Origin of the sequence: Gracilimonas sediminicola, from assembly GCF_024320785.1 — a bacterium.
Lineage (GTDB): Bacteria > Bacteroidota > Rhodothermia > Balneolales > Balneolaceae > Gracilimonas > Gracilimonas sediminicola.
Window position 1 is genome coordinate 158,710 of the sequence record NZ_JANDBC010000001.1, and the last position, 25,824, is coordinate 184,533.

General features: G+C 45.9%; 19 protein-coding genes. 7 read left to right on the forward strand and 12 right to left on the reverse strand.

Features of this window, described 5'->3' with window-relative positions; all coding sequences use genetic code 11:
- The first annotated feature begins 6 nt into the window (after positions 1–6).
- A complete protein-coding gene (locus NM125_RS00910) occupies positions 7–393 on the forward strand; it encodes a DUF302 domain-containing protein (RefSeq protein ID WP_255131927.1) in 387 nt (128 codons plus the stop codon).
- Here the strand turns inward: NM125_RS00910 and NM125_RS00915 are convergent.
- The 7 genes from NM125_RS00915 to ald form a co-directional block, all read right to left on the reverse strand.
- Positions 390–806: a cbb3-type cytochrome c oxidase subunit I gene (locus tag NM125_RS00915; protein ID WP_255131929.1), complete on the reverse strand. Its 417-nt coding sequence runs from the start codon at positions 804–806 to the stop codon at positions 390–392. The genes NM125_RS00910 and NM125_RS00915 overlap by 4 nt on opposite strands.
- 1 nt (position 807) lies before the next feature.
- The gene (locus tag NM125_RS00920; protein ID WP_255131932.1) at positions 808–1,242 is read right to left on the reverse strand and encodes a hypothetical protein; all 435 of its coding nucleotides are present in this window, start codon (positions 1,240–1,242) and stop codon (positions 808–810) included.
- Between the two features lie 15 nt (positions 1,243–1,257).
- Entirely contained in the window at positions 1,258–3,078 is a 1,821-nt protein-coding gene (locus NM125_RS00925) for a hypothetical protein (protein ID WP_255131934.1), read from the reverse strand.
- A gap of 129 nt (positions 3,079–3,207) precedes the next feature.
- Complete coding sequence (ric, locus tag NM125_RS00930) at positions 3,208–3,912, reverse strand: iron-sulfur cluster repair di-iron protein (RefSeq protein ID WP_255131936.1); 705 nt, start codon at positions 3,910–3,912, stop codon at positions 3,208–3,210.
- 38 nt (positions 3,913–3,950) lie between these two features.
- A complete protein-coding gene (locus tag NM125_RS00935) occupies positions 3,951–4,403 on the reverse strand; it encodes an RrF2 family transcriptional regulator (protein ID WP_255131937.1) in 453 nt (150 codons plus the stop codon).
- Between the two features lie 128 nt (positions 4,404–4,531).
- A complete protein-coding gene (locus NM125_RS00940) occupies positions 4,532–5,491 on the reverse strand; it encodes a flagellin (protein WP_255131939.1) in 960 nt (319 codons plus the stop codon).
- A gap of 557 nt (positions 5,492–6,048) precedes the next feature.
- Complete coding sequence (ald, locus tag NM125_RS00945; RefSeq protein ID WP_255131941.1) at positions 6,049–7,164, reverse strand: alanine dehydrogenase; 1,116 nt, start codon at positions 7,162–7,164, stop codon at positions 6,049–6,051.
- Between the two features lie 189 nt (positions 7,165–7,353).
- Here ald and NM125_RS00950 point away from each other — a divergent pair, with 189 nt between their 5' ends.
- Positions 7,354–9,819, forward strand: a complete 2,466-nt coding sequence (locus tag NM125_RS00950) for a zinc-dependent metalloprotease (protein WP_255131943.1) — start codon at positions 7,354–7,356, stop codon at positions 9,817–9,819.
- Positions 9,820–9,876: 57 nt separating this feature from the next.
- Here the strand turns inward: NM125_RS00950 and NM125_RS00955 are convergent, their stop codons facing one another.
- Positions 9,877–10,146 (reverse strand): hypothetical protein, encoded by a 270-nt coding sequence (locus NM125_RS00955; protein ID WP_255131944.1) that lies wholly within the window; start codon positions 10,144–10,146, stop codon positions 9,877–9,879.
- A 177-nt stretch (positions 10,147–10,323) separates the two neighbouring features.
- Between NM125_RS00955 and NM125_RS00960 the strand changes: the two genes are divergently transcribed.
- The 5 genes from NM125_RS00960 (at position 10,324) to NM125_RS00980 (ending at position 21,790) form a co-directional block, all read left to right on the forward strand.
- A complete protein-coding gene (locus NM125_RS00960) occupies positions 10,324–12,435 on the forward strand; it encodes a sensor histidine kinase (protein ID WP_255131946.1) in 2,112 nt (703 codons plus the stop codon).
- A gap of 1 nt (position 12,436) precedes the next feature.
- Positions 12,437–14,215, forward strand: coding sequence for a hypothetical protein (locus tag NM125_RS00965; protein WP_255131948.1), 1,779 nt, complete (start codon positions 12,437–12,439; stop codon positions 14,213–14,215).
- Positions 14,212–18,816, forward strand: a complete 4,605-nt coding sequence (locus NM125_RS00970; protein ID WP_255131949.1) for a PKD domain-containing protein — start codon at positions 14,212–14,214, stop codon at positions 18,814–18,816. The genes NM125_RS00965 and NM125_RS00970 overlap by 4 nt, the downstream gene beginning before the upstream one ends.
- A 107-nt stretch (positions 18,817–18,923) precedes the next feature.
- On the forward strand, positions 18,924–20,276 hold the full coding sequence (trkA, locus tag NM125_RS00975; RefSeq protein WP_255131951.1) for a Trk system potassium transporter TrkA: 1,353 nt from the start codon (positions 18,924–18,926) through the stop codon (positions 20,274–20,276).
- Positions 20,276–21,790, forward strand: a complete 1,515-nt coding sequence (locus tag NM125_RS00980; protein WP_255131953.1) for a TrkH family potassium uptake protein — start codon at positions 20,276–20,278, stop codon at positions 21,788–21,790. Before trkA ends, NM125_RS00980 begins: the two co-directional genes overlap by 1 nt.
- A 14-nt stretch (positions 21,791–21,804) precedes the next feature.
- Here NM125_RS00980 and NM125_RS00985 read toward each other — a convergent pair whose 3' ends face one another.
- From NM125_RS00985 to NM125_RS01000, 4 genes are all read right to left on the reverse strand, one after another.
- On the reverse strand, positions 21,805–22,677 hold the full coding sequence (locus NM125_RS00985) for an alpha/beta fold hydrolase (RefSeq protein WP_255131959.1): 873 nt from the start codon (positions 22,675–22,677) through the stop codon (positions 21,805–21,807).
- Positions 22,678–22,810: 133 nt separating this feature from the next.
- Positions 22,811–24,370, reverse strand: coding sequence for an NAD(P)/FAD-dependent oxidoreductase (locus NM125_RS00990; protein WP_255131960.1), 1,560 nt, complete (start codon positions 24,368–24,370; stop codon positions 22,811–22,813).
- Between the two features lie 57 nt (positions 24,371–24,427).
- Positions 24,428–25,090, reverse strand: a complete 663-nt coding sequence (locus NM125_RS00995) for a YceI family protein (protein WP_255131962.1) — start codon at positions 25,088–25,090, stop codon at positions 24,428–24,430.
- The gene (locus NM125_RS01000) at positions 25,083–25,712 is read right to left on the reverse strand and encodes a hypothetical protein (protein WP_255131964.1); all 630 of its coding nucleotides are present in this window, start codon (positions 25,710–25,712) and stop codon (positions 25,083–25,085) included. Before NM125_RS01000 ends, NM125_RS00995 begins: the two co-directional genes overlap by 8 nt.
- Positions 25,713–25,824: the final 112 nt, after the last annotated feature.

Here is a 25,824-nt window from a genome sequence, read left to right on the forward strand (position 1 = left end):
GATACAATGTCTTATCATTTCAGCAAGAAACTCGAACTCTCTTTTGACGATGCAATTGAGAAAACCACGGCCGTTTTAAAAGAAGAAGGCTTTGGTGTGCTCACTGAAATCGACATTAAGGAAACACTCAAAAAGAAACTGGACGTAGATTTTCGGAAATACCGGATCTTAGGAGCCTGCAATCCACCCAATGCCCATAAAGCGCTACAAGCTGAAGGTCATATCGGATTAATGCTTCCATGCAATGTAATTGTTCAGGAGCATGAAACCGGTGAAGTAGAGGTATCTGCTGTTGACCCTGTTGCGTCTATGCAGGCTATTGAAAACGCAGAATTAGGTGATGTTGCTAAGGATGTACAGAATATGCTGAAGCGTGTTATCGAGAAGCTTTAAGGCCTATTTTTGTTAAAGCTTATAATTCTTTTCCAATGCAGGCTGATGAATAGTACTACGGCTGAGAACTCAAGCCCTCGTGCAACAAGGTGTATATAATCACCCGCCTCGGTTAATTCAGCAAAAACCATTAACCAAATTCCGAGGTTAAAGAGTAAGACCATGAGGTAAGCAAGAAAGCGATTACCTCTCGCTTCACCCTTAAGATATCGGGGCAAAATCCAGTAAGCCACTCCCAGTGTAAACTGGATGATCCAGCCAAATATCATCAGCTCGATGTGAACCGGCAGAAGCCCCCAAATTTCAGGGTCAATATTCATCGCTTTATTGATTAGCATCAGCGCCCCAAGAAAGGCTCCAACTATCAGGCAAACGAGTGAGCTCTTGATAAGCAAGCGAGATGGGAGTGTCATATCAGCGGGAGCTTTTCTTCTTGCGCCGTTGTGCTTTTGAAAGTACCCGGGGCCAGATTTCAATTACGTAGCAAAGTACAGCCACAAATTGGAGAATAGCTGAAATAACGAGCAGAACCTTCCAATGATCTCCTTCAGAGAGAATAATCATCGGTTCAGAGACAAACCGCTGGATCAATCCCAGGTTCAGAAATCCATAGGTAAGCCACGCCCATTTTTGATTTTGAAAGCTCTCTTCTTTGATCCGGCCCGGAAACATCCACAACGAAACGCCCATAATAATTTGGGTTATCCACCCCACCATTAACATGTGCCAGAACATGGGAACCACGTTTGGAACCCCAAGGGCATCAACCTGAAGAAGTATCCCAACCAGCAACGCTCCTAAAAAATAAACCAGCCCGGTTTTTAGAAACAGACGAGTTATTAGTGGCATAGGGGAATGTTTTTTTTAAGCAAGAACTAACGCAGAAGACTGTAAAGACTCATAGAGTTCACCTAACCGCTTACTCTGTTCTTCCACTGTCCTGGTAATCGATTCAAGATTCTCATGCTCATAAGCCTGCCCCTTTGAAATCTCAAGGCAGTATGCCATTCCATCTTCCAGGTTTTTCTTAAAGCGAGTCAGTTTTCTAAGATCGTCAGCGGGGCTTTCGCTCTGGTTGATCAACTCCTCAAAATAATCCACATACATCACCAATTCTTTAGCAAACATGTGCGGGCGTTCTACCGGCACCAACGAGTCAATTTTGCCATAGATATGAGCAACCATCTCCTGAAGGCTGTATTGCCGATTAAACCATGCAATGTTCGGGCCGGGACAAATCGCTTGTGGGGCTCGGTTAGGCTTCAAAATTCCCAATGTAATTAAAGCTCCATTTCCCAGGTGATCACAAAGACAAGCTTTATCCAGCACTTTCTCCCGTTGCTTTGCTTTTAAACCATCAGATACTTCACTCTGATTAATCTGGTCAATCTTCAGCAACTGGTATTGAGTTGAGGCCGTGCAAATCGGGTTTTCTGTAAATTCTGTGTTGGATTCTAAAAAACCTTTTGGGCACTGAGAACCGGGTTTACCTTTTTCTATTCGCTTTTGATGCCATTTTGCCGAACCCGTATTTTTTACATTGTTGAAAGGAACACCCAGGGGTGAGACTCCCGATAAATACAGGTCCTCTTCTTTGGCCTGCTGCAGAAGTTGCATAGTTGGTTCGTCTACCGTTGTAGCTTCAGGAACCATCAGAAACGGACTTCCCCATCCGGTGGCATCCATTTCAAAGTCTTGCAGTAACCGCCGTGCTTCACCGCTGGTACCAATTCCCCCCTGCACGGTAATTCTGGGGTCGTTATCGACCCATTCAGTGCTAAACTCCCGGCCTCGTTCTTCTTCATAAAACTTATCAATCAACGGCTGAATGGAAGAACTCAACATCTCTTTCTTCTCACGAAATTCTTTGAGTAAGGACGGCAATAAATACCCATCGGAGGCGAATGCGTGTCCCCCACAGTTCAAGCCAGACTCAACACGATATTCAAATATTTCCAAGCCCTTTTTAGCCAGGTATTTTCCCTGTATCAATGCGGACCGAAAATCACTCACTTTCAGAATAATTTTCTTTTTGATTTGTCCTTTTACATCCCGATAGAAGTCTTCGAACTCAGCCAGGTAGTTATATAGACGGGGATTGAAACCGGCTGAGAGAATAAGACTGGAGGAAAGTTGGCTGTTTGCATATCCCCGAAGTGCAGCACTGCCATCGCTGTATTCTGCTGTCATCGGCTGGCCGCTTTTTGGAAAACTAAAGCCATCCACTTTCGACATAATATTTACATCTATTGAGCCCGGCCTCATCTCACCGGTAAGCTCTGATGCGATAAAATCGCGTGTGGATCCTGAAGCCATTTCTACCAATTTCTGATACTTTTTCTTGAGATCAGAAGAATCGGGGAGCATTTCAAAATACCTGGACTTTTCATTCTTCCGAAAAAAAGGCTGCTTTTTGATATCCTCAAATTTTTGATTCACAATCTCATGAACCAGATCAAGGTATGCGGTAATACGGCGAGCCCTGCCATCTTCTGCATTCCGAGGAATATTCTCATAGGGAAGCTCAAAAAGAGTAGCATAATGCTTTCGGATACGTTCAATCAGCAGATCATCCACTATTGAGATAACTGAATTGATGCCATACGGAGCTACTCTGATAGGTGAATCGATTGAATGGCCTGTTCCCATTACAGGAATAGAAAAAGTGTGTAGAGAATTTTGCATAGGAATTAATTTATTGCTTGTTAGCGGAGGGGTAAAACGATCAACCCCAATCTACAATACACTACATTTGTGAAGAGCGAATGAAGCGGAATGAAAAAGGGTGGCTTATAAACCAACCACCCTTATCTATCAATTTAACCGTTGCTCAAGTTCCAAAGCTTTTGGAAAGAGAATGTTATTCTCCAGATGTACATGCTTGTGTAAATCCTTCTGGAAGCCTGCCAGGTTCTGGAACAGTACGCGGTATGAAGCGCATGCATTCTCCGGCGGATTAAAACCTTGGGTTAGTTCTTCGATCTTGGCCATTAAATCGCCGGCCTTATCATGCTCGACTTCCAGGGCTTCAACTATAGCCTCTTTTACCGATCCCTTTTTCTGTTCCTGAACCAGCTCTTTAATCTGGGGAAACAGTTCCTCTTCTTCTTTTTGAAGATGACCCAGCATTTCACTTCTAAGCAATCGTACATTCTGAAGAATATCAAGTAGTTCCGGATCTCTCTCGCCATGAACCTTGGCTACTTTTTCAGCATAAAAATCAATTTCCGGCAGCATTTTCCGCACAAAACTATGGTGATTATTAACGATGTAATCCACCAGAAAGTCCAGCGACCAGTCATTGTAATTATGATTTTCGCCGGTATCTAAATCAAGTGCATTAAGATCGGTTTCAATTTTATTTACATCCAAGCCCTTTTTAGTACAAGCTTTCTCAAGCGATACTTTTCCGCCACAGCAAAAATCAAGACCATACGATCTGAATACCTGGGCTGCTCTGTAATCTTCGGCAACAATCTGCCCTACTGTTTTCTGTGATAGTGTTTCTGAATTAACCATATTTAAGAGTATTTTATCTTTTATTAATTTAAATTTTTTTACTGCCAGGCAAATGATCCATCAGCAGTGATGCGAAACTTATTCGCTCTCCCTTCACGGGCTAAATGCTTCAAGTCTGTACGTTCCAGCATTTCCTTAATCGACTCGCGAACAGTCAGCCAGCTATCGTGTAATGGACAGGGAGCCGATGATCCGCATCCCGGCAAGCCAAGTGCGCATTGTGTGAAAAGCCCCGGTCCATCTATCGCAATAACTACGTCTAACAAAGTTGCCTTCTTTCCTTTTTCCGATAGGCGGATTCCTCCATTTGGCCCTTTATAGGATTCCATTAAAGAATCTGCGGTAAGCTGTTGCAGTATCTTCGTAAGAAAATGGAAGGAAATTTCCAGTTCTTCACTAATTTCGCGAATAGATGTATACTCCTGCTCTGCTCTTGAGGCAAGGTATAAACTGGCTCTCAAACCATATACACAAGACTTGGATAACAACATAAATTTATTTAAGAGTTAATTGTCTTAAATATAGGAAAAAAAACGGAGTCTTCCATCCTTTATCAAAAAAAATCCATACCGCCCTTTCTGGCGATATGGATTCACTATGTTGTTTGCTGGATTTCGGCTTATCCGAGGAATCCAAGCACAGACTGTGGTCCCATGTTAGCTTGCGCCAGGGATGAAGTCGCTGTCTGCTGAAGAATCTGAAGCTTAACAGATTTACTTTGTTCTTTTGCAAAGTCGGTATCCATGATACGAGACTTGGCAGATTCGTTAGCGCTGATCGACTCAGAAAGGGTCTCTTCACGTACAGAAAGAGAAGACTGAGTGATACCAATGTCATTCACTCGGTTCGACATTTCATCAATCGCACCGTCAACCGCACTCAGGAAGCTACGGAAGTCAGCTGAAGTTGCTGTAGTAGCGAAACTCAATGCTCCTTGTCCACTGGTTGTAGCTGCAGTAGCTGAGATAGCTGCACCTGCAGCAGCACCACCACCGGCGGTTGTTGTAGCACCCAGAGAAGCGTCTCCACTGGAAGCAAACAGCTCGCCAACGTTTACAGCATCGATGTTTGTAGTAATTGTATCGGAAGCTCGCTCACCCACCTGGAAAGTCAGTGACAATGAACCGGACATATCATCGGTAGCACCGTTCAGCAGGTCGAAGTCCTGGAATACGGTTTGGTTAGCGATTTCGTTGATATCGTCGCCCAAGGCTTTGATCTGGTCGCCGATGTAGCCACGCTCGGTGTCGCCTAACGTGTCGTTAGCAGCCTGTGTAGCCAGGCCTTTCATCTCAACGAGGCTGTCCATAATGGTGTCGAAGCTGGACTCTGCAATGTCCAATACCGACTTGGCATCGCCTACGTTCTGAAGAGATTGCTCCAGTCCGGCTGTTCTACTTTTCAATTTGGTTGCAATCGAGTACCCGGCAGCATTGTCTTCTGCTTTGTTAATTTTAAGACCGGTTGACATACGCATACGGCTGTCGGCCAGGTCACGGTTTACTCGGTTTAGTGATAACTGTGAGTCCAGTGACTGCACATTCGTATTTACTCTGTTTAGATCTCCAAAACTTGCCATGATTATTCACCTTTTTAGTTTTAGTTATTGATTCCGTTGTTTTGGTTACTGCAGTTATCGTAGGTGAAATAGCGTTCTTAAATTTGAGTTTAAATTTTTTTGATATTTTTTAAATTAATCTCATAAATCACCCTTTGGAGGTCCTAACCAATGTTTTTGGATAGGAAAATCTTTCAATTTTTCTCTTTCCAACCCAAAATTTTGGGACTCAAAGACAAAATTTTGTGAGTGACTCGTGAGTGTGAAAGCATTTGGGTTTTAAATATACCAGCCCTTCGCAAACCGACCCACCCCGGCCCTCCCTATTGCGCTACGCTTATATGGAGGGAGCGCCGAATTAAAAGATTGTTCCCATAACTCAATTCTTTTCACTATACCAACCCTCACCAACGAGTCCTCTTTCCCTGCGGCCCCAACTAAGGATTGGATATATTATAGACGCGCCGGAGGGAGAGACAGAGAGAGGGTCCTCTATGAAAAGGCAACCAACTACCCCAAACAAAAAAGGGCGGACAAACTGTCCGCCCTACAGGTAATAATTAGATTTGGCCATAGACTTAATTAAGAACAGAATCCACTTCGTCCCATTCCATGTCGAAGGCTTCGGCTACATCCTGATACACAATGGTACCGTTGGCGATGTTCAGGCCTTTGAGGAGCTCCGCATCATCTTTCAGGGCTTTCTTCCAGCCTTTGTTGGCCAGTGATACCGCATATGGAAGCGTCACGTTGGTGAGTCCCATGGTAGAAGTGTAAGGAACCGCGCCAGGCATGTTGGCCACGCAATAGTGCACCACATCTTCAACCATATAAACAGGATCTTTGTGGGTGGTTGGCTTGGAGGTTTCAAAACATCCGCCCTGGTCAATGGCCACGTCAACCAATACGGTTCCGGGCTTCATTTCTTTTAGCATATCTCGGGTAATCAAGTGCGGGGCTTTGGCGCCGGGCTTCAGTACTGCACCTATAATCAGATCCACATCCGGAAGCATCTTGCGGATATTCGCTTCCGATGAGAACATGGTGTTCACATTCTTGTCCATTACATCATCGAGGTAACGCAGGCGTGGCATATTGATATCCATGATGGTAGTATCGGCGCCCATACCGGCAGCGATTTTGGCCGCGTTCACACCTACAACTCCACCGCCTAATACCAATACTTTAGCCGGAGGTACACCGGGAATTCCACCCATCAGTTTTCCTAAACCGCCTTTGGGTTTTTCAAGGTAAACAGCTCCTTCCTGAGCAGCCATTCGTCCTGCTACTTCACTCATCGGTATAAGCAGCGGTAATGAACGGTCAGTTTTTTCTACCGTTTCATAAGCGATGGCAATACATTTTGAGTCAACCACGGCTTTTGTAAGCGCTTCTTCAGCTGCAAAATGAAAATAAGTAAAGATCACTTGTCCTTCCCGCATGCGTGGATACTCAACGGCGATCGGCTCTTTCACTTTCATGATCATTTCGGCCTTCTTCCATACTTCCTCCACGTCGTCAATAATGGTAGCACCGGCATCGATATAATCCTGGTTGCTGAACCCGCTGCCAACACCAGCATTTTTTTCGATTAACACTTCATGTCCGTTGCGCTTCATCTGAACAACGCCGCCGGGCTGAATAGCTACCCTGTTCTCGTGGGTTTTAATCTCTTTAGGAACTCCAATAATCATGATTTAAAACGTTTGGTTATGCTGTCATTTAAAGGGATGCAAAGGTAGGTATTTTTATCCAAAACTGACGAATGAATATTTCATATTAAGTTGTAAAACTATTTTGTTATTTGTGGTTAATGTCTAAAAATTTGAATCATTTGTGCTAATTTCATCCACTCAACTTTCGGAAACTAAATTATTGACCCTATGCACGCTTTTTCTACTAAACTTATTACTGCTTGTGTTCTCTCCTTCTTACTAATTGCAGGCTGTACCTCTTCCAAAGAAACAACATCAAACCCCGCTCAAAAACCCTCCCGATCTGCCAGCCCTTCCTCTAATGGTATTAAGCCTTACTCGGAAGTAATCACCGATAAAGCCAAAACCGATGAAGGCTTGTTTGATGTGCATTGGGTTGATGACAAACTCTACTACGAAATTCCGGATTCCCTGCTAAACCGAGAGATGTTACTGGTAAGTCGTATCGCACAGGTACCAACCGATTATTTCGGGTTTTTCTCTGGAGGATCAAAAACCGCTGAACAGGTACTTACTTTCGAGCGTCAGCGCGATCAGATTTTAATCCGAAAGCAATCCTACAATGCCGTTGCCAGCGATACGCTGCCGATCTATAAATCAGTGAAGGCTAATAATTTTGCCCCCATTCTCGCTGCCTTCCCGATAGAAACCATTGGCAAAGACTCGGCTTCTGTGGTTATTGAAATGACCGAATTCTTCACTTCCGATATTGAAGCCATAAGCGGTGCCATCAGCTTTTTACGAAGGCAATATCAGGTGCGGCGCCTGGATGGAAACCGAACCTATATTGAGTCTGCCAAGAGTTTCCCGAAGAATATTGAAGTCCGCCACGTACTTACCTACGATGCCGGCAATCCTCCCTCCGATCAGGGTACCAATACCCTGTCTATGCTGATGAATCAGTCTATGGTGCTACTTCCCGAGGAGCCAATGCGACCCCGTTATGAAGACTATCGTGTGGGTTGGTTTACGGTCGATCAAATTGACTACGGACTGGAAGCTCAAAAAGCGAAGGAAGTCAGTTACATTCGCCGGTGGAGACTGGAACCCAAAGATCCCGAAGCTTATGCACGGGGCGAACTGGTAGAGCCGGTAAAACCGATAGTGTATTACCTCGACCCCGCTACTCCCAAGAAATATGTGCCATATGTAAAGCAAGGTGTGGAAGACTGGAATGAAGCCTTTGAAGCTGCAGGCTTTAAAAATGCTGTGATTGCCAAAGAAGCGCCCTCCCCGGAAGAAGATCCGGACTGGAGTCCTGAAGACATTCGCTATTCCACCGTTCGCTGGGTAGCCAGCACCATTAGGAATGCGGTTGGGCCAAGTGTGAGCGATCCCCGAACCGGCGAAATTATTGAAAGTGATATTGTTTGGTACCATAATCACATGCGTTCTTATCGCAACCGGTTGATGATTGAAACGGGAGCTGCTAACCCAGATGCCCGAAAACTACAGCTGGATGATGACCTGATTGGCGAAACCATGCGCCGGGTAATTGCTCACGAAGTGGGTCATGCTATCGGACTTCCCCATAACATGCAGTCCAGTTCGGCTTATCCTGTGGATTCCCTTCGCTCCGGTACTTTTACGCAAGAGTATGGAATCGCAACCACCATCATGGAGTATGCACGCCAGAACTACATTGCTCAGCCCGGTGATGAGAACATCCGGTTCATTCGAAAAATCGGACCCTACGATAAATATGCTGTAAACTGGGGATACCGTGTAATTACTGAGGCTGAAACTCCCGAAGATGAAAAACCCATTCTGGACAGCTGGATTGAAGAAAAAGCCGGCGACCCTGTTTATCGTTTTGCTTCTTCCACAGGCTGGGATCCTTCTTCTCAAACCGAGGATTTATCCAACGATCCGGTTCAGGCCAGTACCTATGGACTCATGAACCTGAAACGTGTGGTTCCGAATTTAATCGAATGGACTTCCACTCCGGGTGAAGGTTATGATGATCTGGAAGAAATTTATGGTGAATTGGTTTTCCAATGGGCTCGTTATGCCGGCCATGTTTCCACCAATATTGGCGGTGTTTACCAGGAGCGAAAGGCTTCCGATCAGGACGGAGTGCTTTATACCCCGGTGCCTGCTGATTACCAAAAAGAAGCCATGGATTTCCTCAATGACCATGTTTTCACTACGCCCGACTGGCTGCTGGACAAGGAGATCCTCCGCCGTATAGAACACGCCGGAGCCCTCGAAAGAGTCAAAAACCTGCAGGCTCGTTTACTGAATGATGTGATGGATGCCGGCGTAATGCTGAGACTGAACGAAGCACATACTTTCGATGAAGATGCCTATGCCCCGCTTGACATGCTGGAAGATTTACGACGCGGTGTTTGGAGTGAAGTGTACTCCCCTGCTGCAATCGATCCCTATCGCCGTAACTTGCAGCGAATGTATATTCAGAACATTGAAGAGATGTTTGAGAATGATGAAGTCGGAAGGTCATGGAATCCGGTAGATGTGGCTACTTCTGATATCCGCCCACTTTTACGGGTTGAGCTTAATACTCTTCAGGCTGATCTTCAAAGAGCTCAGAGTCGTATCCCCGATGCCGTTTCCAAAGCGCACATTGCGGACATCCTTGAGCGCATTGACGGGATTTTAAACCCAACTGATTAAACGAACAGTATTAGGTATTAGAATTATAGCTTCTGTGTAAAAGCAGGAGCTATTTTTTTATTTAAGCTTCAGAGCTTTCAGAACACCTTTTTCGGTGATTTTTACGTGTCCGTACAGGAACGGCCCGCCTATACTCGCTATGTTAATCAGTTCTTTATTCTCAAGGTATTCCAGCAGGTTCTTAAGTTCTGCTCTGTCAACCTCAAGTTCTTCAGCAAGCTCTTCGACTGGTATTTTTTTATCGGTATCTTTTTCACACAGCTCCCCAAGTTGTAAGAGTAGCTGTTTAGCCCTGCTATTAAAATCTCCACCAATTAACATATACATGCTTAATTCAATCGTTGGCTAAGAATCCCCAATTCAGCTAAAGAGAAGGTTACGTTAATGTTAAGCTATCATTAACATGACTTTGACGGAAATGATAAAGCGATGATTATAAGACTATTCTAATCGATTATTTGCTCAGTTAGGCGGAACTTAAGCCTTAATAAAAATAGGTGTTTTATGTTAGATGGGTTGACGCTGAGGAATAGAATTTTCCTATTCTCTTCTCTTTTGTTGCTGATGGCATTCCTGCTGATGTGGATATTCGTACGTCCGCAGTACAGGGAAGCTATCATTAATGAGCGTACCACCATTGTATCCCAGCTTCAGGAATACTCCTTAAAACGCTCCGATCAGATTATCCGAAACTGGCTGAATTCCACCAATTACACAGCTGAAGAAATAGCCAAAGCCCCGGAGCAAACCCAGAATATCGTTACCAAAACCATCAACCTGACGCCTGGCTTGATGAGAATCACCATTTCGGAGCAATCATCGACTGAGTCAGTTGACATGAGGCGTTCTTTTTATGATGAAGTTGATTTCAGTGGTATTAAATACAAATGGTATCCCTCTCGCCTGGATCCCATGATTAACGTTAGCTGGAGCCCCGACACCCTACAAAACACCCATTTCTTCATAGCCAAGCGGGTAATCCAAATCGGCGGTAATATCTTTCAGCTGGATATGTTTTTTGATGCATCGCAAATCACCCGGGAGCTTATTAACATTCCGTTGGGAGGAAATTATGTGGCTAACATCGTCAGCGGAACCGGTGATAACATTGTCCCCGAACAGCCATTTGAATTTCCTGCTTTCCTGGTTGGTGATGCCAGCTACTCCAGTCAATCTACCATAGAAATGAACGGGAGTAATTGGTTCGTTATGACTTCCCGGTTTCAAACCACTCCATTTTGGCATGTGATAGCGGTGGAAGACTCTTTTATCCTGCAGCCGGTGCATGATTTAATCAGGTTTTCGGTGATAACCGGTGGCGTTATTCTCTTCATCCTGTTTTGCTTTAGCTGGTATGTAAGTATTCACGTAAACAAACCGGTTGAACAGATTATAACAGACGTAGAATACCTGAGCGCCCTGAACTTTGAACATCAGATTAAGCCCGTTTCACTCCCTGAATTTGACCTCATGCAGGAAACGCTGGAAAACATCAGGCTTACCCTACAGCGCTATCAGAAAATAAATGTGGAAAGAATCATCCTGGAAGAATCCAAGAACAAGTACATGATGACCTATTCCGAGGATCTGATTGGTATTTTGGATGAGAACCAGCATTTCAGCTTCCTGAATAACAATTTCCAAAACTTCCTGAACAGCCTTCAGCTGGATCCAAAGGTTATTACCCCGGATGAAATTTTGGAGCACGCTGATATCCAAACCACCAAGCTTGAGCAGAATATCCATTACCCGGACCCTTATACCATTAAGATTAACCGGGCGGAATTGTCCCATTCTCTAAAAGAAGAGAAATCGTATTTCTATGATTTCCAGTATGTGACCATCGTTGATCAGGAGGATAATGAACAAGCTGCGATGATTATCCTGCACGACAAAACCGAAGACCGCCTGAATGATATCAAGCGAAATGACATGATTAACATCATTGTACATGAGCTTAAAAACCCGATTAGTGGGGTACTCGGGCTTTCGCAGATATTGCTGGAGAATGATAATATTGAGGATGAAGAACAGCAGGTTTTGGTAAACCAGATTCATTTATCGGGCGACCGAATGAACAAGCTGGTAAATCGCTTCCTTGAAATTCAACGACTGGAATCCGGTAAGAACTCTGCTGAATTTGAAAATGTAGATCTGGAGAAAGTAGTTGAGCATGTTCAGCAAATAACCAGCCCCCTCCTTAGCGAGAAAAACCTGAGAATAGATTCAAAGAAAACCGGCCGTGATTTTAAAGTGAAAGGAAACAGTGATCTATTATTTGATGCTGTGCAAAACCTGATCAGTAATGCCATCAAATACGGGGATGAAAACCGAACCATTGAGATTCAGCTTACTGAAACACCAGAGAACATCCGCTTTAGCGTAACCGATCATGGTTTTGGGATAAGTACCGAAGATCAAAAGAAAATTTTCGACAAGTTTTATCGCGTCCGGTCTAAAGCAACCGCCCGGGAAAAAGGGACGGGATTGGGCCTGGCTTATGTTCGCGAGATTATGCATCAGCACGATGGGGAAATTGAGCTGGAATCGAATGAAGCTATTGGCAGCCGTTTTACCCTGGTAATCCCAAAAACAAATGGACAGAGCCTCACCTGATATGAAATACCGCTATCTGCTCATATCGCTGATGTTGTTTTCTGTTGAACCGGGAGAAATCTATGCCCAACAAAACCCGCTCACCTTTCAATCACAGGATTTGCAGCTGATCGCCCAGCGCTATACGGGAAGCACGGTCAACTGGCCCCTTGTTATCGAAATGGCCTCGCACGATGTTGATAAAAATTCCTTTACGCTGGAACCGTCGGCCATCCTGCAGTTACAGAATTTTGCTGAGTTTTCTTCGAAAGTGAACGAACAACAAAAGCGGATCAGTGACCTCATTAATTCCGGGGCCACCGTATTTGCTGCTGAAGAATATGCAGCCGTTAAGGAAATTATCAGCAAATATTCTACCTCCATCAGTGAGGGTGAACTGGACCAGGCTATTGGCTATGCCGGGCAGCTGGAGCAAGCTGTCGACGAAATGGAAAGCACCCTGATGAATAACCGGATTGTGGACGTGCAGGCTCAGCTCAGTAAAAAGAAAGGGGAAGTAAATAAGAGAGTTGGGCTACTGGGCAGCTGGTCGGACTCATTTATTGGAGATTTATTCAAGCAATCGGACGGCATCAGAACGCTGATTGAAAGCTACGCCACCCTCTCCTTTACCGACGGCAGTGATATTCAGGTAAACCCCAATACCATCGCCGTAATCCGTAAATCCCGAATTGATAAGCTCAACAATGCAAGCGATACGGAAATTACCTTAGAAGACGGCGGTTTGTTAGCCAAACTTTCTGCCGCCGGAAAAGACCGAAGTACATATGTATTGAACGCCGGGCCTTCACGTACTGAACTGAAAACTCAAAATTTTTATGCCGAAACGGAAGGAGTTGAACGGGCCAAGCTATCCAATTACGACGGAGAAGCCATCATTAACTCCAACGATATCACCATCACCATCCAAAAAAATCAGGGTACCATTGTAGAGGAAGGAAAAGATCCGTTACAACCGGTGGAACTTCTTCCTGCTCCGGAACTGGACTGGTCATCGGCTGATACCCTTATCAATGAAGAGGAACTTCTTTTTGCTTTCCGGGAAATAGACGACGCTGCTAATTACCGGGTCCAATATAGTAACTCTCCGAACTTTGACGGCCAACTTACTGAAGTAACCACCACCGAAACAGCGGTAAATATTGAAAACCTGCCTATGGGTATGACCTACGTTCGGGTTCAGGCTACGGATCAGCTTGGGCTTAGAGGACCATTTTCCAAAACAGCGAGAATTATCCGAAACGTAGATAATCAGCCCCCTCCGGTGTTTGTGGATAACATTCGGGGCAACATGTTGTTAACCTCGGGCGATACCTACGCTGTTGAAGGCGTTACTGAACCTGATGCCGTTCTCACCATGAATGGAAAGAGAGTGTCGGTAGCTTCATCCGGTCGCTTTTCACATACCCTTTCGGATTTATCGGGAGAAACCGATATAAAAATCATATCCAGAGACCCGACCGGTAATGTATCCGAACTGGATGTAATTGTAGCCCGGCTTACCGAAGATCGGCTCTATAATTTCAACATTGGTAAAGCTTCTGCATTACAATCTAACCGAGTAAAAGCAGGCAGTACTATTATTTCCTCTAAAGCTTACAATGGGTTGAAGGTGATAATTTCAAACCAACAGCAGTCCCGAACTATTGCAACCGACGGTCAGGGCCGCTGGGGGACTAAAATCACGTTTATTCCCGGCGAACTAACCATTGCCTTTAAGGACGTGAGCACAGATCAAACCTATTTAACGAAGACATTTATTGTTGAGGCAGACCAATGAAGAAAATAGCCTTTTGTACATATCTTCTTCTGATGTTTTTTCTATCTCCGCTGGCTTTGCTGCAGGCGCAGGATATGTTTCTCTCTATATCGGGACGGAATACCGAGTTCAAAAGCGGGGACAACCGACATCAGTATGACATCTGGATAAAGCCGGATGCCGATGCTCCCAAAGCTATGCTTCAGCTTTTTGATGCCGGTATTGGCGGTACCATTGATCAGATTACCACCACAAACGCCAACACCACAACCACCTATCGCATCTATCCTTTTGATGAGCTCTATTCATTCAGTGATAACCAAATTACTGAGAAATCCGGTAATAGTTCAGACCTGGAAACTTTGTCGGTGATGAACGAAGAACGATTCAAAGGCCGCTGGATTAACCTATTTGTGCTCAACGAAGAAGTTGAAAATGGATTCATCGTTCGGGTTACAGCCGATGGCGGGAATGATGTAAATAATTTTGACCTGAGAGTCAGAAATACGGTTGGTGATCCGCTTGAAGGTCAACCCTGGAAGATTATCACCATAGACCTGGGGATTGGCATTTTTGATATGTCACCGGAACAGAGCGTACAAGTGAAGCCCTACAGTCCGGGCGTTGAGCTCCCAACTTTGGAAGCCGACGGTGAAGAAGACAGTAAGATTGAAATCACCGATGCAACCGGAACGTACTACCCACTTAGTCAGGAAAACACCCGCCTCCCTGAAAACAGCTTTGGTATTGAAAACGAATGGGCCGTAAGCATCAGCGGCTCCAGGCAGATACTGAACAACATCGCAATTTACGGTAAGGAACGGCCTATTTTATGGTTGTATGAAGGTCACTTCCATCCGACTGCAAAACCCGATTTCAATATTCAAACCACCACCGCCAATAACTGTACGGATAAAACTTTCAGGCTCGGCAGCACTATCCTTTCGCAAAGAGAGATGCAGAATGCGGAATGGACTATTAACGAAAAAACACTGGCTACCGGTTTTTCTCCAAACATACCGTTTACCGTTCGGGGCAAACAAACCATACATGTGAAAGTACCCAACCCGGTACCGAATGTGCTGCCAAAATTCTGGGTCACTTCAACAGACATAGATATTACCAGTCCGCCCATTGCCCGCTTGCAAAGTCCAAAGGAAATTGTAGCACCCGGAGAGGTTATCACCCTTTCGGCGGAAAACTCTTACGATCTCGGCAGGCAGGAATTGAGCTATACCTGGTTTGTAAACGGACGTCCGGCAGGTAATGGGCCAACCTTTGATTTCTCTTCAGAGGATGCCGGCACTCATATCATTTCGGTTCGGGTGAGTAATAGTGGAACTGTAGCGAGGTGTAACAACAGCCAGCGCCAGCTGCGTATCCGTGTAAATAGTCAGCCTTATGCTGAAATTCGTTACGACTCTACCTTCCAGACCGGCCAGTTACTTACCTTTTCTGCCATAAACATAAACGACAGTGACGGCGATTCCCTCAGCTATGAATGGGAAGGATTGGGAGTTACCGGCAGCGAGAATACAAAGCGCGAGGTGGCTATAAGCCATTTAGCCACCGGCACCTTTGATGTAACCTTAACGGTTGATGATAATACTAATACCGATAATTCCCGGTTTACTATCACCGGTTCGTACACGGTTACTCCTCCCCGCGCCAAGAACGTGCAGGCATCATCGGATTCTACTTTAAGTGATTCTACTCAATCCGGTCCTGCAACTGATAGCCTTTTGACAGATGAGATTCAGTTTGAACAACCGCTTCCCGATCCCAACGCGGTTATCGAAGCGCCGCGGGTTTCATCGGTTTCAAAAGTTGGATTTACGCTGAATGATTCTCTCACGACTTCCACCAACACCGCTTCCGATTCCGTTCTTATTGAGTGGGATTTTGGGGATGGAACAGTAGCTTCCGGTGTTCAGCCTTCTCATTTGTATGAGAAACCCGGCACCTATGCAGTCAATGTGACCATCAGGAAAGGAGATGAGGTAGAGAAAAAGCGCCATGTGATTGTGATAAACGAATATCCGGTTGCTGATTTTACCGTGCCTGACACGCTTGCCGGCGGACACGCCTTCCGGGTTGATGGCACCCAAAGCACAGACAAGGATGGTTTTATTACCGGCTACCAGTGGTATATAGATGGTGTGCCTGCTGCCACGGGCCCAAACCCAACGCTGACGATCAACGACCCCGGCGAACACACCATTTCCCTGAGAGTTCAGGATAATTCCGGTCACGAAAATGCCCAGGACCTTTCCAGCAAGGATGTATGGGTGAATCATGCTCCGGTACTTAAATGGAATATCACCCCGGATAAAATTGCGCCGGGTGATGAAGTAACGTTCGATGCCACCGAAACCTACGATCCGGATGGTGAGATTCGGGAGCTGAAATGGTCGTTCCCGGATGGAACTGAAATGAACGGCCCCATTGTAACCAAAAGCTTTGGAGAAAGCGGACCGCATTACTTTACTCTCACAGCTACCGACAATCAGGGTCTTGCTAATTCCACCATTTCTAAAGAAGGGACGGTCAACATAAACCATGAGCCTTATATCATTACAGAACGAGTAGTCCGGTCCAACTCCCTCGATATTAAACTGGATGCTTCCGAGACGTATGATGTAGATAACGACCAAGTGTTTTTTGAATGGACACTCCCGGATGGCTCCAAGCGAAATGAAGCCAGTTTCAGCTGGAGAGCTCCGGAATTTGGGGTACACATCGTGGGCTTATCCGTACATGACGGACTTGGATTATCCAACAGCCGTAACCAGGAAACCATCCGCATACTTATCAATCGCCCAGTTGAAGCAATCGTTGATTCCCTGATTGCCACCTGTAGCGGAAAAACAGTTTTATTCAACAGTTCAAGCAGTATCGATCCAGATGGAAACGACTTTGATGTAACCTGGTATTTTGGGAATGGAGAAACCTCCAAAGAAGCGAACCCCTCTTATGTTTATGATGCCCCCGGTGTTTATGAGGCCCGCCTGGAACTCACCGATGGCATCACCGAGGAAAAGACCGTTGCCAAGATACCGGTGATTGTAGAAGGTTCTCCGGTAGCCAAGATGAATGTTAGCGATACCACCATTTGTGTGAATACCGCGCTTAACCTCGATGGTTCAAACAGTGTGGACCCCTCAGGAGCTCTTCCCTCCCTGGTTTGGAGCCTTGGAGACGGAACTACTGAAAGCGGCCCAAAAGTACAGCATGTGTACACCGAACCCGGTATTTATCCACTTACCCTAACGGTTCAGGGATCCGGGTCAGCACAGTGTGGAAATACAAATCAGGTACGAGCAACCGTAAGGGTAATTCAAGGTCCGAATGCCGTTTTTAATTTACAAGAGTGGGCCAGTCCCGGTGATGTGATTACCCTGGATGGGAGTGCTTCTTCGGCAGAAGATGAAATAATCAATGCCGAATGGAGAATTGAATATGTACCGGATGGGTCAGTAGAAACCGTTCAGGGCCTGGTTGCCGATCACCCATTTACTGAACCGGGAGAATACCTGGTGACTTTATTTCTCCAAACTGATTCATCCAGTGGCTGTAATACCGTGACCCTGACGAAATCCATAAAAGTAAACGCTGCTCCGAATATCGTATGGAACCTTGCCGAAACGGTTCCTGCCGGTTCTGATTTAAGTCTGAATGCCTTACAATCAAATGATCCGGACGGTTTTATCAAAGAGTATAGTTGGTTCCTTGATGGGGAATTAATAAGCAAAAATGCCTCGGAGATCATTAAAACCGTTGAGCCCGGATTTCACACCGTCGCACTGGAGGTGAAGGATAACTCCCCTTCCAATAATAACCGGGTTCGTATGGAGAAACGCTTTTTCGCCAACAGTTCACCCCAGCCTGAGATAACCGCTCCCGGAAAAGTATATCTGAATCGCCAAGTCCGACTTTCGGGAGGACCTGATACCGACCGTGACGGCGATCGCCTGATTCAGCAGTGGAAGGTGAATAACCACCTCATCGATGATTCCACCTTCACCCCCACCCAACTTCGGGAATATCGCATAACCCTGATTCAAGATGATGGACGAGGAATATCTAACTCGGTAGACTCTGCCGTGGTTCATATCATTCCCATCGGCCATCCGGATATCGATCCCGATTATCCGGAGCAAATCAGTTTTGGGGGCAGCCTTTCCATCAGCGACCTGAAAATACCCCGGCAGGACGACTGGAGGTTTGTAGTGGACGGAGCGTATCAAAACAGCTGGTCGGCCGATACCCCGGGTCCGGACAGCCTGCACCTGATGTGGTTTTATGAGCAGCGGCCCACATCGTCTGTGAAATTCCCTATCGTGGTATCCGAGCCCCTGATGTTTACAAATGAAGCCGATACCGTACGGAATGCGGAATGGAATCCGGCTAATCCTTTTACCGTAATCAGAGCGCCGGAAGTAAACCGTGAGGTTTCACAGGTTAAGTTTACCTGGCTGCAGGATGGAGAAGAAATTGGAGTTGGCTATCGAATCAGCCTGCCGGTTCAAAAGGGAGAGAATCGCTTCAGGGTGAGAGTGAGAGACCTGCAGGTGAAACAATCATCGCCCGTTGAAACCGAAATGGTTATTATCACTGAATAGATCAGTATCTGCAAGTTAATATTGGATTTAAAATATTCTATACGGTTTTATTTTCACTAAAAAAGATGGTAACATTGAACGTTTTATAATTAATCATCAGGCTTCATTTGAAGATTGTTATTATTGGTGCCGGGGAGATTGGATACGACCTCGCCAGCGTACTTTCATCAGAAAAACACGACGTTACCGTACTTGACCGTGAGAAAGAGTGCCTCAACAAGGTATCAGATTCTCTCGATGTGCTCACCATAGAAGGAAATGCCACCTCCGTTAAAGATCTCGTAAAAACCGATGTAGCTGAAGCAGATATACTGATTTCAGTTACCAGCATCGATGAGGTGAATATGATTTCCGGTATGATCGGGAAACGGCTGGGGGCAAAAATGGTGATCGCCAGGATTCGCAGTGATGAGTTCTCTGACGACAACGCCCCCCTTACCCCCTCTGATCTTGGTATCGATGTAATGATTCACCCCGAGCTAAGTGCCGCCCAGGAAATCGCCCAGTTATTGAAGAGATCATCAGCCAGTGATGTAATTAACCTTGCGGAAGACCGCATGCAGCTGATTGGGATACGCCTGGAACCTGATTCACCTTTAATTGGCAAATCATTAAATGAATATTCCGCCCTCCACTCTGATGTTACTTTTCGCGTGGTAGCTATTGGCAGGCGTGGGCGTACTATTATTCCCAATGGTTCGGTAAAGCTTCAGAAATACGACCAGATGTTTGTTCTGGCTAAAACCGAAAACATCCCTTTCATCATTGAAACGACTGGTAAGAAAGAGATGGAATTGAATTCGGTTATGATTGCCGGCGGTTCTGCTATGGGAGCCATGATTGCCCGGATTCTCTGCGCCGATCCTTCCAAGAACTGGTCCATTAAACTGATTGAACCGGATTATGATACGGCTGAGGAACTCGCTATCGAGCTTAAGGAAGTGATGGTGTTAAACGGGAATCCTACCGACCCGGATTTACTGGCCACCGAGGGTATCAGCGACATGGATGCTTTCATAGCGGTGACTGATGACGAGGAATCCAATATCATCTCCTGCCTGATGGCCAAGCACCTGGAAGTGAAAAAGACAGTAGCCCTTGTTTCCAAACCCGATTTCATCCCGTTGGCTCAAACCATCGGGCTGGACGCCGTTATAAACAAGAAAGTAGCTGCTTCCAACGAAATTCACCGATATGTGCGCCGGGGACGCGTAATTTCAGTTACCGAACTGAGAGGCATTAAGGCAGAGGTTATTGAACTGCAAGCCAATGAAGGCTCTAAAATCACCAACAAACCCATCAAAAAATTGCGCCTTCCGGATGGATGCGTGATCGGTGGTGTTCTTTGCGATGGTTCGGTTGAAATTGCCACAGGTGCAACGGAAGTGAAGGCAAACGACCGGGTTATGATATTCTGCGTGCCTTCTGCCATCGATAAAGTAACCAAGCTTTTTCAATAATGGCTCTTTCACCGACTTCAAACCTGAACCGGGCAAAAATTGACTTCCTTGTTGTACTGGGAGTGTTGGGTGCATTTATCTTTTTTATGGGTTTCGCCCTGATGCTTCCTGCTTTTGTCGACTTTTACTATGGAGAAGATACCTGGCACTCCTTCCTGTTTTCAGCTGCTATCGCTTTTGTGGTGGGTGGTGCTCTTTGGTATTCCTTTCGCCCTCAGGAAGAGCTCAGAGTCCGCGAAGGCTTCCTGATCGTAAGTCTTACCTGGCTTTCACTTTCATTAGTCGGAGCCCTCCCTTTTGTGATCTCAGGAGTTCTCCCTTCTTTTACCGATGCCGTTTTCGAAACCATGAGCGGTTTGTCGACCACCGGCTCAACCATACTGGGCGGAACCACCAGCGACGGTTTCCGGAATCCGCAGATTGAAGACATCCCCAAAAGCTTTTTATTCTGGCGGTCACTCGCTCACTGGCTGGGGGGAATGGGTATTATCGTTTTATCATTGGCAATCCTTCCCTTATTAGGAATTGGAGGCATGCAGCTGTTTCAGGCAGAGTCACCTGGTCCTACCGCCGATAAGCTCACCCCGCGCGTACAAGAGACAGCTAAGCTTTTATGGGGCATTTACGTAGCCTTTACTGCTGCCGAGTTCATTTTGCTGTGGCTTCATCCTTCCATGGACTGGTTCGAAGCCATTAACCATGCTTTTGCGACTATGGCAACGGGTGGATTTTCAACTAAAAATGCCAGTATCGAGGCCTTTAACTCCGCTTATGTGGATTGGGTCATCATCATTTTCATGTACCTGGCGGGGATTAACTTTGCTATGCACTTCCGGCTTATTCAGGGCGACAAAGAGGCCTTTTTTGGCAACCGGGAGATACGCTTCTACACGCTCGTTATTTTCATCGGCATTGTAATCATTTCCGGTTCGCTGTGGGTAATTGATAACTATAACATTCTTGACGCTCTTCGGTACGGAGCCTTTCAGGTACTGGCCATTGTAACAACCACAGGCTTTGGAACCGACAATTATGAAGTCTGGAATTCCATCGGGGCCTTTTTCCTGTTCCTGCTCTTTTTTACCGGGGGTTGTGCCGGCTCAACCGGCGGCGGTATTAAAATGATTCGCTGGATGATTCTGATTCGTAATACCGGACGAGAGATCAAGCAAATCATTCACCCCAAAGCTATCCTTCCGGTAAGAATCGGCGATCAGGCCATTAACCGAAATATCCAGCAGACGGTGCTGAGCTTTTTCATTCTCTATGTGTTCATTTTTGCAGCCGGAGCTTTTGCTATCAGTCTGTTTGGCTACGATATCATGTCGTCTATTGGGGCAAGTATAGCTGCTATTGGTAATATCGGTCCGGGTTGGGGTGATTTTGGTCCTACCGATAACTTTGCCGGACTTCCTTATCTTGGCAAATGGATTTTGATTATGCTGATGATGGTTGGGCGGCTCGAGATTTTTACCGTGCTGATCATCTTCTCTCCTGCTTTCTGGAAACAGTGATTTCAGGTTATATCTCATCCCTTTAAAAATGTATCTACCCGTCGAGAAAGCCATCTCCTGAATTCTTCCGTAGTTGGCGGACTGTGACGGGTATCCGGCAGCAGCTCCGTTTCAACATTCGGAATGTGTTCTGTAGCCCTTTCAATCAATGGTTCTCCGGGAAAAGACAAATCATTGTCTGCAGCAATAGTGAGAACCGGCATAGTTAAGTTTTGCAGTTCTTCATCAGAAGCGACCGACGGAATTTTCTTTGGAGTGATGAAGTCATTTATGGAATCACCAAGAAAATGAGCCCAATCATCATCCCAGGTTGTTAAGAAATAATCTACCAGGTTTTTCAGATTCTCTTCGGACGGGTTGAATTTATATTTAATCATCGGAATCGTCAGGGTCATTAAGCCTTTAATCACCGGAGCCTGAAAAATGCCCGCCGGAACTAACAGGATCAACTTACCAACCCGTTCAGGAAAAGCTAAAGAAAATTCCCGGGCAATATACCCGCCTATGCTTACCCCGAATAAGTGAACCGTTTCCGGTTCAAAAGAGTCTATAACCCCGGCAAGCCATTGAGAATGACTATTGTCTTTAAATGAAAGCCGTTCAGGGATGCCTTTTACAGAAAACCCGGGAATATCCGGAAGAATGAGTTGGTAATGCTCGGCCAGGTACCTGATTTCAGAAAGCAAGTGAGCCGAACTGGTAAGCATAGCGTGCAGGCAAACCAACGGTGGCTTGTCAGGATTACCGGCCAATAAAACATGGCTTTCCCCGAATGCTGTAGGAACCATCTTAAAATTCACATTCAGATCAACCTTAGCTAAAAAAAGTTGAAACCATTCTTCCTGTCTGTTTCGTGCTTCCTGACTCTTGAATATATCTTTTCCCACTTAAGCAACACCATCCATTTTGCGGTTCTGATTGAAGCCCTTGCACTTGTAGGCAAGCCTGCGACAAAGCTCCATAGTAATACGATTCACCTGATTTCCAAAATAGAATCGGGTTTGGTTCTCTAAGCTATACTTAGTTTCCCTGCCTCATCTTAATCTGCTTGGCACACCTCATCCCATCCATGGCTGCAGAGACAATTCCCCCAGCATAGCCGGCTCCTTCGCCACAGGGATATAATCCGGCGATTTGTACATGCTCCAGGGTTTCTCTGTTTCTTGGGATTTTAACCGGACTTGAAGTACGGGATTCAGGAGCATGAACTACCGCATCATTCGTCAGGTAGCCACGCATGCTGCGGTCGAATTGGAGAAACCCCTCTTTCAGGTTTTTATGGATGAAGTCCGGCAAAACCGAACCCAGTTCAACCGAGGTAATGCCCGGTGCATAAGAGGTGTTGGGCAAGTCCTCAGAAACATCCCCTTTTATAAAGTCCCGCAGTCGCTGAGCCGGTGCCGTTTGGGTTTTCCCTCCTTCTGCCCAGGCTTTCTGTTCTATGGAGCGCTGAAATTCCATTGCTGCCAGCGGGCCGAACTTTTCAAACGGTTTAAAGTCTTCAGGCTTCAATTCTACCACAATGCCCGAGTTGGCCGTAGATCGGGCCCGGCGTGAAGAAGACCACCCGTTGGTCACAACTTCCCCCGGCGAGGTTGCACAGGGAGCTATAACGCCACCCGGACACATACAAAACGAATACACCCCGCGATCATCCACCTGTTTAACAATACTGTAGGCAGCAGGCGGAAGATAATCTCCCCGGGTTTCACAGTTGTATTGAATGGAATCTATCAGTGACTGCGGATGCTCTACACGTACCCCAATGGCCAACGGCTTAAGTTCAATTTCTATCCCCTTTCGGTGCAGAAGCTCAAAAATATCACGGGCAGAATGCCCTGTCGCCAGGATCACTCTTTTAGCCGTAAACCTGGTTCCGTCTTGTGCAATCACTCCTTTTATGGAAGAAGAATCAGTTATTAGATCTGTAACACGGGTATTGAAATGAATTTCTCCGCCGTGTTGTAAAATACACTCCCGCATGTTGGCTATAATATCCGGCAGTTTATTGGTTCCAATGTGAGGGTGAGCTTCCACCAGGATGTTCTTTACCGCTCCGAAACCAACCAGCAGCTCCAGCACTTTCCGGACATCACCCCGCTTTTTGGAGCGCGTGTATAGCTTACCATCCGAATAGGTTCCGGCTCCACCTTCCCCAAAGCAGTAGTTCGAATCCTCATTCACCTCATGCCTGACGTTAATTCCCTTCAGGTCCTGAATCCGGTTTTTTGCATTTTTTCCACGCTCAATGATGACCGGCTTCAGCCCATTTTCCAGCAGCTCAAGTGCAGCAAACAAGCCTGCCGGACCTGCTCCAATTATTATCACCTCCTCGGCATTACTCACATTGGGATAATCGGGAAGAGAGATTTCATCCGGTTCAAACTCCTCGTTGATATACATCCGTACTTTCAGGTTGTAGTAAGCCTGTCTGGATCGGGCATCGATGGAACGACGTAAAACCTGCACATGACGCAGATCTTCCGGGGCTAACCCCTCTTTATCAATAAGGTATTCTTCCAGTAAATGAGACTCTCCTGCCACATCGGGCAGCACTCGGATTTGTAATTCTTTCTGCATGCCTCAAAAATACGGAATTGCAGGGTTTTAACTAACCGAATCCGGAACTAAGCTCCCTCAATTATTCATAGTGAGTGCAACCAACTCAACAGAAATGGAGATCTCAGCATCCACAAAATTATTGTCGATAAGGCTCGTAATTCGTTTCCAGTAACTTCCCTGATAAGAGATATTATACTCAAACCGGTCGATAGTAAAGGAAGCCGTGTAACGAAAGTTTGACTCATCAGATGCTTTTGTGGCGGAAAATTCCACTGTCCGGGTTACATCTCTGATCGACAAATTGCCAGTTATCCTCACCCGATCGGCTTCCAGCTTTTGGGTTTGGGTGATTTCAAATCCGGCTGTTGGATATTTCTCCACATAAAAGAAGTCTTCACTTTCCAGATGCTCGGTTAAATATCGCCGCGGAACCGGATCACTTTTGGGGATGTCGGTTACCGTTATGGAGTGCATATCGGCTATGAAATAACCGCTGGTCAGCTGACCACCATCTAATTCCAGGTGGCCTTCACGCAACTTCAGGATTCCCTCGTGGCTGTCGGAACCTCGCATTTCGGTTCCTCTCCATTTTACTACCGATTGCTCGGTATCCACAATCAGGTTTATGCTTTCGGTTGAGTCTGTTCTTTGCTCTCCGTTACTTTGACCCGCTGCGAATACACAGGAAGCACCGGCAATCAGAATAAAAAAGATGGTATGGAAGATTGCCTTATTCATAGCCTCTCACATTTTTACCCAGAATGAAATCTCTTTCTCCAACCAGGATGCCGTTTTCTTTTTTCAGGGATACAACGCCTGAACTTCCTCCTCTGGGTGCAACCGGATTTTGCTGGTCATCATCCAACCGTGGATCATCTTCAAAAAAGTAGGCCCCCAACCAGTAGTATTTTCCATTCGGTTCCAGAACAATGGGATGAATGTGTGCCGGTTGTGTTGCGTATTTACCGGGCCGGAAGGTGTAGAAGGTATACCTGCCGTCAGCATCGGTTTTAACCCATCCGTGAATGTAACCGTAGCTGCGTTCCCAACCGGTTTCACCGCCTCGTTTGGGATATACTCCATCTGCGTTGGTTTGATGAACGAAGAGAATCACCCCCTCTGCCGGTGTCTTACCGTCGCTTTCATAAATAGTACCGGTGATTTTGATTTTGGGTTCATTGTCACCGAATTCAGGTAAGGTGTCAGTTGGGGAAAGTTGGCGGTCGCCAAAATCCAGCACGGCTTCACAACCCTGGCACGGACCTCCAACCAGTCGCGCATTTCTCAAGGCCGACTCCTGCGCAAAACTGCAGCCGGAAGCCATCATCAGTAGCAAAAGCGAGAGTTGTATTTTGATCATATTCATTAGTTTGGGATTAGTGTTTAAAGGAAAATGTTACACTTCACCCGCTAATGTAGGTATTCAGAAAGGCTTTACGACCTCCATTAACATGACCTGAGTAGTTTGCCGA

Bases quoted from the DNA above. Each gene is read 5' to 3' on its own strand.
- NM125_RS00915 (WP_255131929.1), bottom strand. From the start codon at position 806: ATGACACTCCCATCTCGCTTGCTTATCAAGAGCTCACTCGTTTGCCTG.
- NM125_RS00965 (WP_255131948.1), top strand. From the start codon at position 12,437: ATGAAATACCGCTATCTGCTCATATCGCTGATGTTGTTTTCTGTTGAA.
- ald (WP_255131941.1), bottom strand. From the start codon at position 7,164: ATGATTATTGGAGTTCCTAAAGAGATTAAAACCCACGAGAACAGGGTA.
- NM125_RS00950 (WP_255131943.1), top strand. From the start codon at position 7,354: ATGCACGCTTTTTCTACTAAACTTATTACTGCTTGTGTTCTCTCCTTC.
- NM125_RS00990 (WP_255131960.1), bottom strand. From the start codon at position 24,370: ATGCAGAAAGAATTACAAATCCGAGTGCTGCCCGATGTGGCAGGAGAG.
- NM125_RS00920 (WP_255131932.1), bottom strand. From the start codon at position 1,242: ATGCCACTAATAACTCGTCTGTTTCTAAAAACCGGGCTGGTTTATTTT.
- NM125_RS00940 (WP_255131939.1), bottom strand. From the start codon at position 5,491: ATGGCAAGTTTTGGAGATCTAAACAGAGTAAATACGAATGTGCAGTCA.
- NM125_RS00970 (WP_255131949.1), top strand. From the start codon at position 14,212: ATGAAGAAAATAGCCTTTTGTACATATCTTCTTCTGATGTTTTTTCTA.
- NM125_RS01000 (WP_255131964.1), bottom strand. From the start codon at position 25,712: ATGATCAAAATACAACTCTCGCTTTTGCTACTGATGATGGCTTCCGGC.
- NM125_RS00910 (WP_255131927.1), top strand. From the start codon at position 7: ATGTCTTATCATTTCAGCAAGAAACTCGAACTCTCTTTTGACGATGCA.
- ric (WP_255131936.1), bottom strand. From the start codon at position 3,912: ATGGTTAATTCAGAAACACTATCACAGAAAACAGTAGGGCAGATTGTT.
- NM125_RS00980 (WP_255131953.1), top strand. From the start codon at position 20,276: ATGGCTCTTTCACCGACTTCAAACCTGAACCGGGCAAAAATTGACTTC.
- NM125_RS00955 (WP_255131944.1), bottom strand. From the start codon at position 10,146: ATGTATATGTTAATTGGTGGAGATTTTAATAGCAGGGCTAAACAGCTA.
- NM125_RS00960 (WP_255131946.1), top strand. From the start codon at position 10,324: ATGTTAGATGGGTTGACGCTGAGGAATAGAATTTTCCTATTCTCTTCT.
- NM125_RS00935 (WP_255131937.1), bottom strand. From the start codon at position 4,403: ATGTTGTTATCCAAGTCTTGTGTATATGGTTTGAGAGCCAGTTTATAC.
- NM125_RS00925 (WP_255131934.1), bottom strand. From the start codon at position 3,078: ATGCAAAATTCTCTACACACTTTTTCTATTCCTGTAATGGGAACAGGC.
- NM125_RS00995 (WP_255131962.1), bottom strand. From the start codon at position 25,090: ATGAATAAGGCAATCTTCCATACCATCTTTTTTATTCTGATTGCCGGT.